Origin of the sequence: Streptomyces endophytica, from assembly GCF_026153355.1 — a bacterium.
GTDB classification, from domain to species: Bacteria; Actinomycetota; Actinomycetes; order Streptomycetales; family Streptomycetaceae; genus Streptomyces; species Streptomyces endophytica.
The window spans coordinates 262,392-276,525 of the sequence record NZ_CP110636.1 but is presented as its reverse complement, the minus strand read 5'-3'; the positions used below and the strand labels follow the sequence as shown (position 1 = coordinate 276,525).

The window sequence follows — 14,134 nt, the reverse complement described above, 5'->3', positions numbered from 1 at the left end:
ATGACCTACGACCCCGCTAGGGTCGTACGCAGTCGGCCGCTCACCGGCCGGCCGCAGATGTGACGAGGAGGCCATTGCCGCACAGGGATCTGGACCAGACCCACGGCAATGGCCTTCTTCGTATGTGCACGAGGAGAGCTCAATGAATCACGGTGCCGACAGCGCGCACACAGACCATGCCGCCAAGGACGGCAGGCGGCGCTTCCTGCTGAAGCTGTCCGGCGAGGCGTTCGCCGGCGGCGGCGGACTGGGCGTCGACCCCGACGTCGTGCACGCGATGGCCCGCGAGATCGCCGCCGTGGTGCGCGACGGGTACGAGATCGCCATCGTGATCGGCGGCGGCAACTTCTTCCGCGGTGCCGAACTCCAGCAGCGCGGCATGGACCGGGCCCGGTCCGACTACATGGGCATGCTCGGCACGGTGATGAACTGCCTGGCCCTCCAGGACTTCCTGGAGAAGGAGGGCATCGACTCCCGCGTCCAGACCGCGATCACCATGGGCCAGGTCGCCGAGCCCTACATTCCGCTGCGCGCGGTGCGCCACCTGGAGAAGGGCCGGGTCGTCATCTTCGGCGCCGGCATGGGCATGCCGTACTTCTCCACCGACACCACCGCTGCCCAGCGCGCCCTGGAGATCGACGCCGAGGCCATGCTGATGGGCAAGAACGGCGTGGACGGGGTCTACGACTCCGACCCCAAGATCAACCCGGACGCGGTCAAGTTCGACGCCCTCGAATACGGTGAGGTCATCACCCGTGACCTGAAGGTCGCGGACGCCACCGCCATCACGCTGTGCCGGGACAACAAGCTCCCGATCCTCGTGTTCGAACTGCTCGCCGAGGGCAACATCGCGCGTGCGGTGAAGGGTGAGAAGATCGGCACGCTCGTCAGCGATCAGGACACCCGGGCCTGACGGCCCCAACTGCCGCCCTTCCGTACGGGCATCGGTCCGTACGGGCGGCAACCACCGGCCGGGGTAAGACCTCGGTACGGGGATGGACAACCGCCTGCCGGTCGGACACCGTGCAGGAGTAGACGCGCGGCAGGGGCGAGGCTCTGCTTCTTACCGAAAAGACCAGGAGCAAGTGGTGATCGAAGAGATCCTCCTCGAAGCCGAGGAGAAGATGGAGAAGGCCGTCGTGGTCGCCAAGGAGGACTTCGCCGCGATCCGCACCGGGCGTGCGCACCCGGCGATGTTCAACAAGATCGTGGCGGACTACTACGGCGCCATGACGCCGATCAACCAGCTGGCGTCGTTCTCGGTTCCCGAGCCGCGGATGGCCGTCGTGACCCCGTTCGACAAGAGCGCCCTGCGCAACATCGAGCAGGCGATCCGCGACTCCGACCTCGGCGTCAACCCGAGCAACGACGGCAACATCATCCGGGTGACCTTCCCCGAGCTGACCGAGGAACGCCGCAAGGAGTTCATCAAGGTCGCCAAGAACAAGGGCGAGGACGCGAAGATCTCGATCCGCAGCGTCCGCCGCAAGGCCAAGGAGTCCCTGGACAAGCTGGTCAAGGACAAGGAGAGCGGCGAGGACGAGGTGCGCCGCGCCGAGAAGGAGCTCGACGACACCACCGCGAAGTACGTCGCGCAGGTGGACGAGCTGCTCAAGCACAAGGAATCCGAGCTCCTCGAGGTCTGATGAACGAGTCATCCTGGGGGCCCCGCCCGGCGCCGGTCAATGGGGACCGCCCGAATACGGACCGGCCCCCTCGCTTCGCGGGGTGGCGCCGTCCGCCTCGGCGGGTCCCGTGCACGACTGGGGCGAAGCGGCGCAGACTCGGCCCATGCCCATCGTGCCCGAGCCAGGCGGACACCAGGACGACGACCGGGAACATCGGCACATCCGGGATAACCGGGATCACCCGGACGACCGGGGGGCTGCTCCACGGAGCGGCCCCCTGTTCCGCGACGACCAGCCGCAGGAGCCCATGCCCACCTCCGTCCCCGGGTCCGACCGTTCGCCGGACTCAGAGAAGCCCAAGAAGAAGAGCGCGGGGCGCAATCTGCGCGCCGCGATAGGGGTCGGTGTCGGTCTCGGCGCGGTCATCCTCGCCTCGCTCTTCGTCTACAAGCCGGTCTTCGTCGGCGTGATCGCGATCGCCGTCGTCGTCGGACTGTGGGAGCTGACCTCGCGGCTGGCGGAACGCAAGGACGTCAGGGTGCCGCTGGTGCCGCTCGCCGTCGGCGGCACCGCCATGGTCGTCGCCGGGTACGTGCGCGGAGCCGAGGGTGCCTGGGTGGCGATGGCGCTCACCGCGCTCGCCGTCCTCGTGTGGCGGATGACCGAGGCCCCCGAGAACTATCTGCGGGACGTCACCGCCGGTGTCTTCGCGGCGTTCTACGTGCCGTTCCTCGCGACGTTCGTGGCGCTGATGCTCGCGGCCGACGACGGGCCGCAACGCGTGCTGACGTTCCTGCTGCTCACCGTCGTCAGCGACACCGGCGCGTACGCGGTCGGCTGGCGGTTCGGCAAGCACAAGCTCGCCCCGCGCATCAGCCCGGGCAAGACCCGCGAGGGACTCGTCGGCGCGCTGCTCTTCGCGATGGTGGCCGGCGCGCTGTGCATGGAATTCCTGATCAAGCACGGCGCGTGGTGGCAGGGCCTGCTGCTCGGCCTCGCGGTCGCGGCCAGCGCCACCCTCGGCGACCTCGGCGAATCCATGATCAAGCGGGACCTGGGCATCAAGGACATGGGCACCTTGCTCCCCGGTCACGGCGGCATCATGGACCGCCTGGACTCCCTCCTGCCGACGGCGCCCCTCGTCTGGCTGCTCTTCGTGGTCTTCGTCGGAGCGGGTTGAGCCCGACGGCGCCACCCGGCCCCTGAGCCGACGAGAACAAGCCGGAGCAGCGGGAGAAGCCTGAGCCCCCTGCCAGCGGATTGCGCTGGCAGGGGGCTTTTGCGTGGGGGTGCGCGGGTGGGATCGGCCGTGAGGTGGGTTCCGCCGGCCGCCCTTCCCGGCCGCCTCACTCGTCGATCTTCCGCTGCCGTTTCGGCGGTCGGCCGACTCGCCTCCAGATCACTGTCATCCCCAGCCCGAGCACCACCAGGGCCACGACGACGATGAGGATCTTGATGGCGAAATCCATCAGCAGATGGTGGGCGAGAGCGGACGCCGCCAGGTAACGATCGGACGCCTCCAGGGGGAGGTCAGGCGCCTCCAGGGCGAGCCCGGTCACCGTCGGCCGTCCCGCCGCCGGTCCCGGCCGGCCCCGTCCTCCAGCCGCCGGGCGGCCATGCGGAGTGCGGCCCGTACGGCGGGATCGGCATAACGGCGCGCCTCGTCGAGCCGGCCCCTGCGCTTGAGGAACACGGCGATGCCGAAGACCACCAGGGCAAGCACCACGATGCCGCCCGCGATCACGCCGAACCGGATGAGCATGAGGTTGAGATACGTCTCCACCGGAGCCTCCCGTTTTCTATCACGACTGTGACACAAAACAATTTATCACGGCCGTGATACAACGTGATACAAAGAGGTCATGCCCAAGGTCGTGGATCCGGACGCCCGCCGCCGCGAGGTCGTCGACGCCCTGTTCCGAGTCGTCGTACGGGACGGTCTGCAGCGCACCTCGCTGCGTGCCGTCGCCGACGAGGCCGGACTCAACATCGGCTCGCTGCGCCACTACTTCGCCAGCCAGCAGGAGCTGATGGACTTCGCCATGCAGTCGATGCTCGACGGTCTCACCGACCGGTTGCTCCGCCACGTCGAGGACATCGGAGACTTGAGCCGGCATCCCCCCGCGGAACGCCTCCGCCTCGCGGCCGGGCTGCTGGCCGAACTCCTTCCGCTCGACGAACGCCGCCGCGCGGAGGTCACCGTCTTCCTCGACTTCAACGCGGCGGCCCGCACCAACCCGGCTTTCAAGGACCTCTCCGACCAGGCCGCCGCCGGCGCCCGACGACTGGTCCGCCGCGTGCTGACCCGCCTCGACGAGTCCGGCACCCTGCGCCCGGGCCGCGACCTGGACATCGAGACCGAGCGCCTGACCGCCCTCCTCGACGGCCTGGGCCTCGGCGCCGTCCGCAACCCCGACGTCCTGAGCCCGCAGAGGTGCAGCGCCGTACTGGCGGCCCACCTGGGGGACTTGGCGGGGGAGGGATAAGGGGCGGGCGGTCCCGGAGTCGATCGTTCGGGTCTCGGCATCGTTCCGGTCGAGGCCGCCCGTGCGTGCGGTCTCGGCATCGTTCCGGTCGGGGCCGCCCGTGCGCGAAGGCGGGGCCTCGTGCCGAAAGCCGGGCGGTAAGTCGGCCCCGTTGGCTGAGAGTTACCTGTCGACGGGGTCGAATTGCAGAATGGGGCTATCCCGTTCAAGGGAGGCGGGATGGCCGTGATGTGGACTTGGATCTGGAACTGGCCCGAAATTGTCCTGACACCGAAGAAGCGGAACGTGCGGCGCACTCACTCCTGAATGCTGCGGCACGCGTCCGCCGGGGCCGGAGTGGGAGTGATGGCACGCCGCAGCTCAGCCGGCGAGCCGTCCGGCTGAGCTCAAAGTCGTGACGGAGCTGCCGAACGGCGGGGGAGCACAGCGCTTTGGCGCGATCTGCGCCCACCCCTTACCGGCTGCCGATCCGTACCAGTCGTGCTTCGATGGTGGGAGCGGCTGCCGTGCCCGTATCGGTGGCCCACTGTCAGGCGTCGACCGCCAGCCGTTGACACGGCGCCGGAGTTCGTTTCGCTGGAGTCCTGGAACAGGACCAGCGGGCGACCACGTATTTCCTTCTCACTCCCTCCTCGTAGAAGTGTCGAGAGGAGCACTCCCATGCGCAAAAACCACCGTCGATGCCGTCTTTTGACGGCATCGACAGTTCTTGTAGCCGGGTGCGTCATGCTCTTTCCTGATGGCGCAGTCGCGCAGCCGGCCACAGACAGTGCCCCGGCACAGATATCGGGAACCTTCCAACTCATCAACGCGCAGACCGGCAAGTGCGCGACGGTCGCGGGCGGTGTCTCCACCGACAACAACGTGCGGCTCGTCCAGTTCAATTGCGATTCACACCCCTCGCGTCGCTGGATCGTTACCAACAGCAACGGCCGGTCCAACCAGGTCGTCAACGAACAGACCCGCAAGTGCGCCACTGTGGCCGGCGGTGTCTCCACCGACAACAACGTCGAGCTCGTCCAGTTCAATTGCGATACGCACCCGTCGCGGCGCTGGATCATCACCAACCAGAGCGGCAATTCGTTCCAGCTCGTCAATGCGCAGACCGGCAAGTGCATGACGGTCGCGGGCGGTGTCTCCACCGACAACAACGTCGCGCTCGTCCAGTTCACCTGCGACACCCACCCGTCGCGCCGCTGGATCCTGCGGAGGGTCGGCGGGAACATCGACTGAAACGTGGTGCCGTCGGCCTCTCCAAGCGCCGAGCCAGAAGGACACGGCTGGCCGCTGCCGCCGCACCATCGTGGGGCTCAGCATCCGGCTGTGGGCCGCCGTCGGGGCATGCCGGACCGACCACGGGCCGATCAGCGACCATGACCGACCAACGACCATGACCGACCACGAGACCAGATCACCGGCGCCCTGACGACGTGACGACGTGACGACATGACGACTGAGAGTGGCAGGCCCGCCACTCCTCCTGCATGGACTTCCCGGGCGGTCTGCGACACAGGGCAGATCACGCCCGCACCCACAGAGCACGCATCTCACCATTGCGGGAACGCTGCTCGTCGGTCGGCCTCTGAGCGGTAGGGCGGTAGGGCTGTAGGGCGGTACGGCGTTAGGGCGGTGCCAGGCCCTTGCGTCGAGCAGGTCTCGGCCGCAGGCCAACGGGAAAGTCTCCGGGATCGACTGCGAGCGCAAAAGGTACGCGCCGCCCGCTGTCGGCGGGCGGCGCGTCGAGGGGTGGGTCCCGGTCTCTTTCGTTCACTCACGGGCAGCAGGCACGAGATCGTCCCCCGCCCAACGACGCTCGCGGGGGCTGCTCTCAGCGCCTGTGGAACTCGTCGTGGTAGTAGCCGTGGGCCTTGACGTCGGAATTGATGCACGTGTTCCCGAAGGCCGGGTTCAGAAGAGTGATGAAGTTGAGGGAGTTTCCGCAGACGTTGATCGGGATGTGGATCGGCACCTGGATGTTGTTGCCGGAGAGGACGCCCGGGAGCGAACCGCGCCACCGCTTGCATGGGCGTCGGCCGAGGCCACGCCGGCCATGCCTGTGACGGCCACCCCGGCAGCGACGGTCGCCACGAGTGCCTTCGCAATATGCGACATGCTCTCTAGTCCTTTCACGTATGACCTCAGATCACGCTCCCCGCCCATGGGCCACGGCCGGGGTTCTGATCAACGCGCGGCTGACCGATATGTCACACAATGCCCCCTGGGTGGCTTAATGTTCATGCGGCCCATTGGCCGCGACCGGGCCGCGCAAGGCGGGTCGACGAAGAAAGGGCACCCAGGGTGACCGTTCCCTCACCGCTCTCACCTGGGCCGGGTCGGATGATCTGCGACACTGGATCCACCATGCCTGCACCCGGAGAACTCACTTTCGTCGCGCCGCGCGGGGCCAAGAAGCCCCCGCGGCACCTTGCCGACCTCAGCCCCGTCGAGCGCCGCGAGGCGGTGGCCGCGATCGGTGAGAAGCCGTTTCGCGCCAAGCAGCTGTCGCAGCACTACTTCGCCCGCTATGCGCACGACCCGGCGCAGTGGACCGACATCCCGGCGGCGGCCCGCGAGAAGCTGGCGAGCGAGCTGTTGCCGGACCTGATGACGGTCGTACGGCACATCTCGTGCGACGACGACACCACCCGTAAGACGCTGTGGAAACTGCACGACGGGACGCTCGTCGAGTCCGTTCTGATGCGCTACCCGGACCGGGTCACGATGTGCATCTCCTCGCAGGCCGGGTGCGGGATGAACTGCCCGTTCTGCGCGACCGGCCAGGCCGGCCTGGACCGTAATCTCTCGACCGCGGAGATCGTGCACCAGATCGTCGACGGGATGCGGGCACTGCGCGACGGTGAGGTGCCGGGTGGTCCGGCGCGGCTGTCCAACATCGTCTTCATGGGCATGGGCGAGCCCCTGGCCAACTACAAGCGGGTGGTCGGCGCCATCCGCCGGCTGACCGACCCGGAGCCCGATGGACTGGGCCTGTCCCAGCGTGGCATCACCGTCTCCACGGTCGGCCTGGTCCCGGCGATGCTGCGGTTCGCCGACGAGGGCTTCAAGTGCCGGCTCGCCGTCTCGCTGCACGCCCCGGACGACGAACTGCGCGACACGCTCGTGCCCGTCAACACGCGCTGGAAGGTCCGCGAGGTGCTGGACGCGGCGTGGGAGTACGCCGAGAAGTCCGGCCGCCGGATCTCCATCGAGTACGCACTGATCCGCGACATCAACGACCAGGCATGGCGCGGTGACCTGCTTGGACGGCTGCTGAAGGGCAAGCGGGTCCATGTGAACCTCATTCCGCTCAACCCGACGCCCGGGTCGAAGTGGACCGCCTCGCGCCCCGAGGACGAGCGGGCGTTCGTCCAGGCCATCGAGGCGCACGGGGTTCCGGTGACCGTCCGGGACACCCGCGGCCAGGAGATCGACGGCGCCTGCGGGCAGCTCGCCGCCTCGGAACGCTGAGCGCCCGCTGGTACTGTGTGATCGAACAAATGCACATTCCGACAGGGGAGCGCCACAGCGCTGAGAGTGCGGAAGCGTCGTAGACCTACGGTGCCCGCAGACCCTTGAACCTCGCCCGGGTCATTCCGGGTAGGAAGTTCGGTCGTCACTCATGCTGTTGCGCCCTGCCCGGCGTCCCCCTCCGTACGTCCCCGACGTCGAGAGCCGAGGACACCGGGCGGGCCGCGTCTCTTCCTGGCCAGCCAGGAGGAAATCAGTGAGCACCACCAGCAGGATCACCGCGACAGCGCTCGCCGCCGCGGTCGGCATGACCGGGCTTGCCGCATGCGGCAGCTCGGGCGGCGGGAGCGCGGACGCCAAGACCGTCACGCTCGTCAGCCATGACTCGTTCGCCGTCTCCAAGTCCGTCCTGGCCGCCTTCGAGAAGGAGAGCGGTTATAAGGTCAACTTCGTCAAGGGCGGGGATGCCGGCAAGGCCGTCAACCAGGCGATCCTGTCCAAGGACAACCCCCAGGGCGACGTCTTCTTCGGTATCGACAACACTCTCCTTTCGCGGGGACTGAACGAGGGGCTGTTCACCCCCTACAAGGCCAAGGGCCTGGACAACGTCCCGGCCGCCCTGCAGCTCGACAAGGGCCGGCACCGCGTCACCCCGCTCGACTACGGCGACATCTGCGTCAACTACGACCGCGCCTACTTCACCAAGCACAAGATCGCGCCGCCGACCACCCTCGACGATCTGACCAAGCCGCAGTACAAGAACCTGCTCGTCACGGAGAACTCCGCCACCTCCTCTCCGGGGCTCGCCTTCCAGCTCGCCACCATCGCCAAGTACGGGAACGCCGGCTGGCAGAACTACTGGAAGAAGCTCAAGGCCAACGGCGTCGAGGTCGTCGACGGCTGGGAGCAGGCGTACAACGACCGCTTCTCGGGCTCTGCCGCAGGCGCGGGCAAGGGTGACAAGCCGCTGGTCGTCTCCTACGCATCCAGCCCGCCGGCCGAGGTCCTCGGTAAGAAGCCCGCCCCAAGGAGGCCCCGACCGGGGTGGCGACCGGCACCTGCTTCCGGCAGATCGAATTCGGCGGTCTGCTCAAGGGCGCGAAGAACGAGAAGGCGGCAAGGCGCTCCTGGACTTCCTCCTGAGCAAGAAGTTCCAGGAGGACGAACCGCTGGAGATGTTCGTCAATCCGGCGCGCGAGGACGCCAAGGTGCCCGCGCTGTTCACCAAGTACGGCACCAAGATCGACAAGCCGACGACGCTGCCGCCGGAGACGATCACCAAGAACCGGGAACAGTGGATCAAGCAGTGGTCCTCGCTCGTTCTGAAGTAGCCCAGACCCGGCGACGCGTGCGCCCCGCGCGGGGAACGGCGGTGCGGCTCGGCCTGATGGCGGTGCCGCTCGCCTTCTTCGCGCTGTTCTTCGCCTATCCGGTGGCCGCGATCGTCGGACGGGGACTGAAGGACGGCGGACAGTGGCAGCTCGGCCGGCTCGGCGCCGTACTGACCGACCCGGACATCGTCCACGTGCTGTGGTTCACCGTCTGGCAGGCGGCGGCCTCCACCGGCCTGACGCTGCTGATCGCACTGCCCGGCGCCTACGTCTTCGCGCGTTTCGACTTCCCCGGCAAACAGCTGTTGCGTGCGGTGGTGGCGGTGCCGTTCGTGCTGCCGACCGTCGTCGTCGGCTCCGCCTTCCTGGCCCTCGTCGGCCGTGGAGGGCTGCTGGACGAACTCTGGGGCCTGCGCCTGGACACCTCGGTGTGGGCGATCCTGCTCGCGCACGTCTTCTTCAACTACGCGGTGGTCGTACGGACCGTCGGCGGGCTGTGGGGGCAACTCGATCCGCGCCAGGAAGAGGCCGCGCGGGTACTGGGCGCCGGGCGGTTCGCGGCCTGGCGCAGGGTGACGCTGCCCGCACTGGGACCGGCCGTCGCGGCGGCCGCACTGATGGTCTTCCTCTTCACCTTCACCTCTTTCGGCGTCGTCCAGATCCTGGGTGGCCCCACCTTCTCGACGCTGGAGGTGGAGATCTACCGGCAGACCGCGGACTTCCTGGAACTGCCGACAGCCGCGGTCCTCACCGTGATCCAGTTCGCGGCCGTACTGGGCGTCCTCGCGCTGCACGCCTGGACGGTGCGCCGGCGGGAATCCGCGCTCCGGCTCGTGGACGCCTCGCAGGCCGCCCGTCGACCGCGCGGCCGTGGCCAATGGGCACTGCTGTGGGGCAACCTCCTGATCATCACCGTGCTGCTCGTCGTCCCGCTGGTCGTGCTCGTCGAGCGGTCGTTCGCCGGCCCTGACGGCTACGGAACGATCTTCTACGACTCCCTGCGCTCCGCCGCGTCCGCCAACAGCACCTTCGTCGTCGCCCCGCTCGATGCCTTGTGGAACTCCCTCGCCTACGGCGCCGCGGCGACGCTGATCGCCTTGGTGATCGGCGGACTGGCGGCCGCCGCCCTGACACTGCCTCGGCTCCGCAGGAGCCCGTCCGGGAGGACCCCCACGGTCAACCGGTTCGTCCGGGGCTTCGACGCCCTGCTGATGCTGCCCCTCGGTGTCTCCGCGGTGACCGTCGGCTTCGGCTTTCTGATCACCCTCGACAAGCCACCCCTGGACCTGCGTGCTTCCTGGTGGCTGGTCCCGCTCGCCCAGGCGCTGGTGGGGGTGCCGTTCGTGGTCCGGACGATGCTGCCCGTCCTGAGGGCGGTCGACGGACGACTGCGTGAGGCCGCCGCCGTCCTTGGTGCCTCGCCATGGCAGGTATGGCGAGAGGTCGATCTTCCGATGGTGCGGCGGGCGATGCTGATCGCCGCGGGGTTCGCCTTCGCCGTGTCGCTCGGCGAGTTCGGCGCGACGGTGTTCATCGCACGGCCGGACCACCCGACGCTTCCGGTGGCCGTGGCACGGCTGCTGGGGCGGGCCGGAGAGCTCAACTACGGGCAGGCGATGGCCCTGTCCACCATCCTGATGGTGGTCTGCGCCGGCGCCCTGCTGGTCCTGGAGCGCATCCGCATCAACCACCCCGGGGAGTTCTAGATGACGGCACGGGCTGAGACCACTGCGCCGGCCCTGTTGCGGCTGGACGGCGTGACCATCCGCTTCGGTTCCGCCGATCGCCCCGCCCTGGACTCGGTGGATCTGGATGTCGCCGCGCACAAGATCGTCTGCGTCCTGGGCCCGAGCGGCAGCGGCAAGTCCACCCTGCTGCGGGTGGTCGCCGGTCTTCAGCAGGCCGATGCGGGTCGGGTGCTGCTGGAAGGGCGGGACCAGACGGGAGTACCCACGCACCGGCGCGGGGTCGGCCTGATGTTCCAGGACCACCAGCTCTTCCCGCAGCGGGACGTCGCAGGCAATGTCGCCTTCGGGCTGCGGATGCGACGCACCGCGCGCACCGACCGGGACCGTACGGTCGCCGAACTGCTCGACCTCGTCGGGCTCCCGGGCGCCCAGCGGCGCGCCGTGGCGTCCCTGTCCGGCGGTGAGCAGCAGCGGGTCGCCCTGGCCCGTGCGCTCGCCCCGCGCCCCCGCCTGCTGATGCTGGACGAACCCCTCGGACAGCTCGACCGCGGCCTGCGCGAACGGCTGGTCGTCGAACTGCGCCGCCTCTTCCAGGAGTTGGGAACGACCGTACTGGCCGTCACCCACGACCAGGGTGAGGCCTTCGCGCTCGCTGACCGGGTCGTGGTGATGCAGGAGGGGCGGATCGCCCAGACCGGGACTCCGCTGGAGGTCTGGCAGCGCCCGGCCTCGGAATTCGTCGCCCGCTTCCTCGGCTTCGACAACGTGGTCGAAGCAACGGTGCAGGGCGAGGCCGCGGTCACCGCGTGGGGCAAGGTGCCGATCCCGAACGGGACCCCGGACGGGCCGTGCCGGCTGCTCGTACGTCCGGCCGGTGTGCGGCTGATGCCGGCGCCCGAGGGCCTGCCCTGTAGGGTCGCGGCCCGCACCTTCCGCGGTACCCATGTCGCCCTGCTGCTCCAGCCGTCCGGCGGACCGCAGTTGGAGGCTGCCTGCGCCCTGCGCGAGGCGCCGGAGGTGGGAGAGCGCGTGGGAATCGCGTTCACCGCACAGGACGTCGTGGTCCTGGACGCTACGGAACAGGACGCTTCGAACCCGGCGGAATAACTGGCGGGTGCGGCGTGGCTGGCTGCTGCGGAGTAACGGTGCCGGTGCTTGCGCCTCTGTCATAGCCATGGCTTGCTCCTTGAGCTGGTCGTCGTCTGTCGTTCAGGGGTGGTTTGTTGGTCATACGAGGGGAAGGGTGTCCGGCCGGCGGCCCTGTGGGACCACCAGGCCCAACTCGTAGGCGAGGATGACCGCTTGAGCCCGGTCACGTAGACCCATCTTGGTGAACAGCCGGTTGATATGTGTCTTGACGGTGTGGTCGGTGATCGTCAGTCGTTCGGCGATCTCCGCGTTGGAAAGCCCCTGGGCGATCTGGACGAGCACCTCCACCTCCCGGCCGGTCAGCTCCTCGACCGTGCGCACGGGAACCGGCGCCGCCCGCTGCTTGACGAAGGCCGCGATGAGCCGCTTTGTCAGCTCCGGCGCCAGCAGTGCATTCCCTTCCGCCACCACCCTTACGGCATGCAGGAGTTCGGGGAACGTCGCATCCTTCAACAGGAAGCCACTGGCCCCGGCGGCGAGCGCGTCATAGACGTACTCGTCGAGGCCGAACGTCGTCAGCATGAGTGCTTTGGTAGCGCCGCCGGACGCCCGGGTGATCTCTCGAGCGGCCTCGATCCCGTTCTTGTGCGGCATACGGATGTCCAGTAGCGCCAGGTCGGGCCGCTGCTCCGCGGCGACACGCACCGCCTGGACCCCGTCCTCGGCCTCACCGACCACCTCGATGTCGTCCTGAGTGTCCAGCAGATTGACGAATGCGGTGCGGACGACCGCCTGGTCGTCGGCGACGATTGCTCTGATCACCAAGGGATTTCCGCTTCTATGAGAAAGCCGCCGTCGGGTCCGGGCCCGGCGGTGAGCTTCCCGCCGAGCAGCGCTGCCCGCTCCTGCATGCCGACCAGTCCGTGGCCGGTGTGGGCCGACCCCACCGGACCCGGTCCGTCGTCCGCGATGCGCACCGCCAGCCGGTCGGAGCAGTAGCCGATCTCCACCACCGTATGAGCGCCGGGAGCATGCCGACGCGCGTTGGTCAGCCCCTCCTGCACGATGCGGTATGCGGACAGCTCCCAGGAGGTGGGCAGCGCGACGCGTTCACCGCTGATGCGCAGCTCGACCTCACCGCCCACCGAGCGGTGCTGTGTTATGAGGTCGTCCAGCGCGTCGAGGGTCGGCAGGGGAGCCGTGCCGGCCTTGTCATCGGGCCCGGTCCGCAGGATGCCCAGCAGTCGGCGCAGCTCCGCCATCGATGAGCGGGCGGAGGCGGCGATCTGCTGAAAACCGTCGCGGGCCTGCGGGGAGAGACCTGGTGTGGTGTAGGTGGCGCTCTCGGCCTGGACCGCGATCATCGAGACCGAGTGCGAGATGACATCGTGGAGTTCGCGAGCGATCGCCGCCCGCTCGGTCTCGGCGGCCTGCCGCCGCTCCATCTCGATCAACCGGGCCTGTGCCGCGGTGCGCTCCCGATGCGTTTCCTCCCGCGCGCGTACCGCATCGCCCATGGATACCGCCGCCAGGATCGCCACGGTCAGCACGAACCACTCGGCGTACAGCCTGGGGGAGTAGGCGGGCCATCCCCATGTCGCGATGTGCCACTGGTTCACGATCAGTGAGAGAACCGATCCGGCGACGACAACGGCCGCGGGGTGTGCGACTCTGCGACGCCCGAGGGTGTAGCAGCCGATCAACCCGCTTACGGCGGCCGCGATATAGAGGTCGCTGCCGGCCGCGAAGCTGACCAGGACCGCTACGACCGCGAGCACCGCGATGGCCGGGCACGAACGGCGCCAGGCCAGAGCCGCGGCGGACGCCAGCACGGCGAGCGCGATCACCAGCGAGTGCCGCGGCACGACCATCAGTTCCGCGGCAGCGGACGCGGTCAGCGCTCCGCCGGTGATCCCGGGGTATGAGGGCGACGCGATCCATGCGCGCAGCCGCTGCTGGAGAGATTTGCTCATGCCGACATTTTTCAAAATCGCGCTGTGCCGCAGCGTCGCCGCACGGGTTGATCTCTCGACTGCATGTCATGCCACGGGTTGATGCCGAGGTTCGGTTGCTCGGTTGACGCTCCGCGAGCGCGCACTCCGTAGCCTCGTAATCACGCAAGGACGGAGGGATGATGGGCTACCAATACCCCTTATATGTAAGGCAGTTGTCGACATTGTGGCTTGCGACGCCGACCAGGCGCGGGCTGCATGATGTACGGCGCGCGGGCTCGCCCGCGGAGACATGGGAAGGGAGCGTCAGCGCGATCGCTGCCCTCCGCCCGGCACGCGTCGCGGACGCGCGGCACGAGCGGGTGTCGTTGGGGTCGGCTGCAGGTCCGAGGCGATGCGGGACAGTGAGGCCGGTCGTGTGGGCGACGGCTGCAGTCGGCGTGCGGTCTCGGACTACCTCAACGGCACGCCGACCGAACCCTGATGTCGTGC

Annotated in this window: 12 protein-coding genes and 2 pseudogenes; 9 read left to right on the top strand and 5 right to left on the bottom strand. The window is 68.5% G+C overall.

Going from position 1 to position 14,134, the window contains the following annotated elements; all coding sequences use genetic code 11:
* The first annotated feature begins 142 nt into the window (after nucleotides 1-142).
* The 3 genes and pseudogenes from pyrH to OJ254_RS01145 all read left to right on the top strand — a co-directional run bounded on the left by pyrH (nucleotide 143) and on the right by OJ254_RS01145 (nucleotide 2,808).
* Nucleotides 143-913 (top strand): UMP kinase, encoded by a 771-nt coding sequence (gene pyrH, locus OJ254_RS01155; protein ID WP_265360892.1) that lies wholly within the window; start codon nucleotides 143-145, stop codon nucleotides 911-913.
* A 175-nt stretch (nucleotides 914-1,088) separates the two neighbouring features.
* Nucleotides 1,089-1,646 carry a ribosome recycling factor gene (gene frr, locus OJ254_RS01150; RefSeq protein ID WP_030413725.1) on the top strand — a complete coding sequence of 186 codons (558 nt, stop codon included), beginning with the start codon at nucleotides 1,089-1,091 and terminating at the stop codon, nucleotides 1,644-1,646.
* Nucleotides 1,646-2,808, top strand: a pseudogene (locus tag OJ254_RS01145) (phosphatidate cytidylyltransferase). Before frr ends, OJ254_RS01145 begins: the two are co-directional and overlap by 1 nt.
* A 166-nt stretch (nucleotides 2,809-2,974) precedes the next feature.
* Here OJ254_RS01145 and OJ254_RS01140 read toward each other — a convergent pair.
* Both OJ254_RS01140 and OJ254_RS01135 read right to left on the bottom strand, forming a co-directional pair.
* Nucleotides 2,975-3,187 carry a hypothetical protein gene (locus OJ254_RS01140; RefSeq protein WP_265360891.1) on the bottom strand — a complete coding sequence of 71 codons (213 nt, stop codon included), beginning with the start codon at nucleotides 3,185-3,187 and terminating at the stop codon, nucleotides 2,975-2,977.
* Nucleotides 3,184-3,411 carry a hypothetical protein gene (locus tag OJ254_RS01135; RefSeq protein ID WP_261955433.1) on the bottom strand — a complete coding sequence of 76 codons (228 nt, stop codon included), beginning with the start codon at nucleotides 3,409-3,411 and terminating at the stop codon, nucleotides 3,184-3,186. The genes OJ254_RS01140 and OJ254_RS01135 overlap by 4 nt, the downstream gene beginning before the upstream one ends.
* 79 nt (nucleotides 3,412-3,490) lie before the next feature.
* On the opposite strand from OJ254_RS01135, the gene OJ254_RS01130 reads away from it, so the two are divergent.
* Together OJ254_RS01130 and OJ254_RS01125 are read left to right on the top strand one after the other, a co-directional pair.
* Nucleotides 3,491-4,114, top strand: coding sequence for a TetR/AcrR family transcriptional regulator (locus tag OJ254_RS01130; protein ID WP_265360890.1), 624 nt, complete (start codon nucleotides 3,491-3,493; stop codon nucleotides 4,112-4,114).
* A 660-nt stretch (nucleotides 4,115-4,774) separates the two neighbouring features.
* Nucleotides 4,775-5,347, top strand: coding sequence for an RICIN domain-containing protein (locus OJ254_RS01125; protein WP_265360889.1), 573 nt, complete (start codon nucleotides 4,775-4,777; stop codon nucleotides 5,345-5,347).
* A 595-nt stretch (nucleotides 5,348-5,942) separates the two neighbouring features.
* On the opposite strand, the gene OJ254_RS31330 is transcribed toward OJ254_RS01125, so the two are convergent.
* Nucleotides 5,943-6,083, bottom strand: coding sequence for a chaplin (locus OJ254_RS31330; RefSeq protein ID WP_423835798.1), 141 nt, complete (start codon nucleotides 6,081-6,083; stop codon nucleotides 5,943-5,945).
* A gap of 392 nt (nucleotides 6,084-6,475) precedes the next feature.
* On the opposite strand from OJ254_RS31330, the gene rlmN reads away from it, so the two are divergent.
* The 4 genes and pseudogenes from rlmN to OJ254_RS01100 all read left to right on the top strand — a co-directional run bounded on the left by rlmN (nucleotide 6,476) and on the right by OJ254_RS01100 (nucleotide 11,708).
* On the top strand, nucleotides 6,476-7,582 hold the full coding sequence (rlmN, locus tag OJ254_RS01115) for a dual-specificity RNA methyltransferase RlmN (protein WP_030413730.1): 1,107 nt from the start codon (nucleotides 6,476-6,478) through the stop codon (nucleotides 7,580-7,582).
* A 256-nt stretch (nucleotides 7,583-7,838) separates the two neighbouring features.
* Nucleotides 7,839-8,913: pseudogene (locus OJ254_RS31325) on the top strand (thiamine ABC transporter substrate-binding protein).
* Nucleotides 8,914-8,954: 41 nt separating this feature from the next.
* Nucleotides 8,955-10,619, top strand: coding sequence for an ABC transporter permease (locus tag OJ254_RS31320; RefSeq protein WP_265360888.1), 1,665 nt, complete (start codon nucleotides 8,955-8,957; stop codon nucleotides 10,617-10,619).
* Nucleotides 10,620-11,708 carry an ABC transporter ATP-binding protein gene (locus tag OJ254_RS01100; RefSeq protein ID WP_265360887.1) on the top strand — a complete coding sequence of 363 codons (1,089 nt, stop codon included), beginning with the start codon at nucleotides 10,620-10,622 and terminating at the stop codon, nucleotides 11,706-11,708. It abuts the gene before it with no gap.
* A 120-nt stretch (nucleotides 11,709-11,828) separates the two neighbouring features.
* On the opposite strand, the gene OJ254_RS01095 is transcribed toward OJ254_RS01100, so the two are convergent.
* Together OJ254_RS01095 and OJ254_RS01090 are read right to left on the bottom strand one after the other, a co-directional pair.
* Entirely contained in the window at nucleotides 11,829-12,515 is a 687-nt protein-coding gene (locus OJ254_RS01095; protein ID WP_265360886.1) for a response regulator, read from the bottom strand.
* Entirely contained in the window at nucleotides 12,509-13,663 is a 1,155-nt protein-coding gene (locus OJ254_RS01090) for a sensor histidine kinase (RefSeq protein ID WP_265360885.1), read from the bottom strand. The genes OJ254_RS01095 and OJ254_RS01090 overlap by 7 nt, the downstream gene beginning before the upstream one ends.
* Nucleotides 13,664-14,134: the final 471 nt, after the last annotated feature.

Coding starts and splice junctions, on each gene's coding strand:
- rlmN (WP_030413730.1), top strand. CDS start 6,476: ATGCCTGCACCCGGAGAACTCACTTTCGTCGCGCCGCGCGGGGCCAAG.
- OJ254_RS01100 (WP_265360887.1), top strand. CDS start 10,620: ATGACGGCACGGGCTGAGACCACTGCGCCGGCCCTGTTGCGGCTGGAC.
- OJ254_RS01130 (WP_265360890.1), top strand. CDS start 3,491: ATGCCCAAGGTCGTGGATCCGGACGCCCGCCGCCGCGAGGTCGTCGAC.
- OJ254_RS01125 (WP_265360889.1), top strand. CDS start 4,775: ATGCGCAAAAACCACCGTCGATGCCGTCTTTTGACGGCATCGACAGTT.
- pyrH (WP_265360892.1), top strand. CDS start 143: ATGAATCACGGTGCCGACAGCGCGCACACAGACCATGCCGCCAAGGAC.
- OJ254_RS01090 (WP_265360885.1), bottom strand. CDS start 13,663: ATGAGCAAATCTCTCCAGCAGCGGCTGCGCGCATGGATCGCGTCGCCC.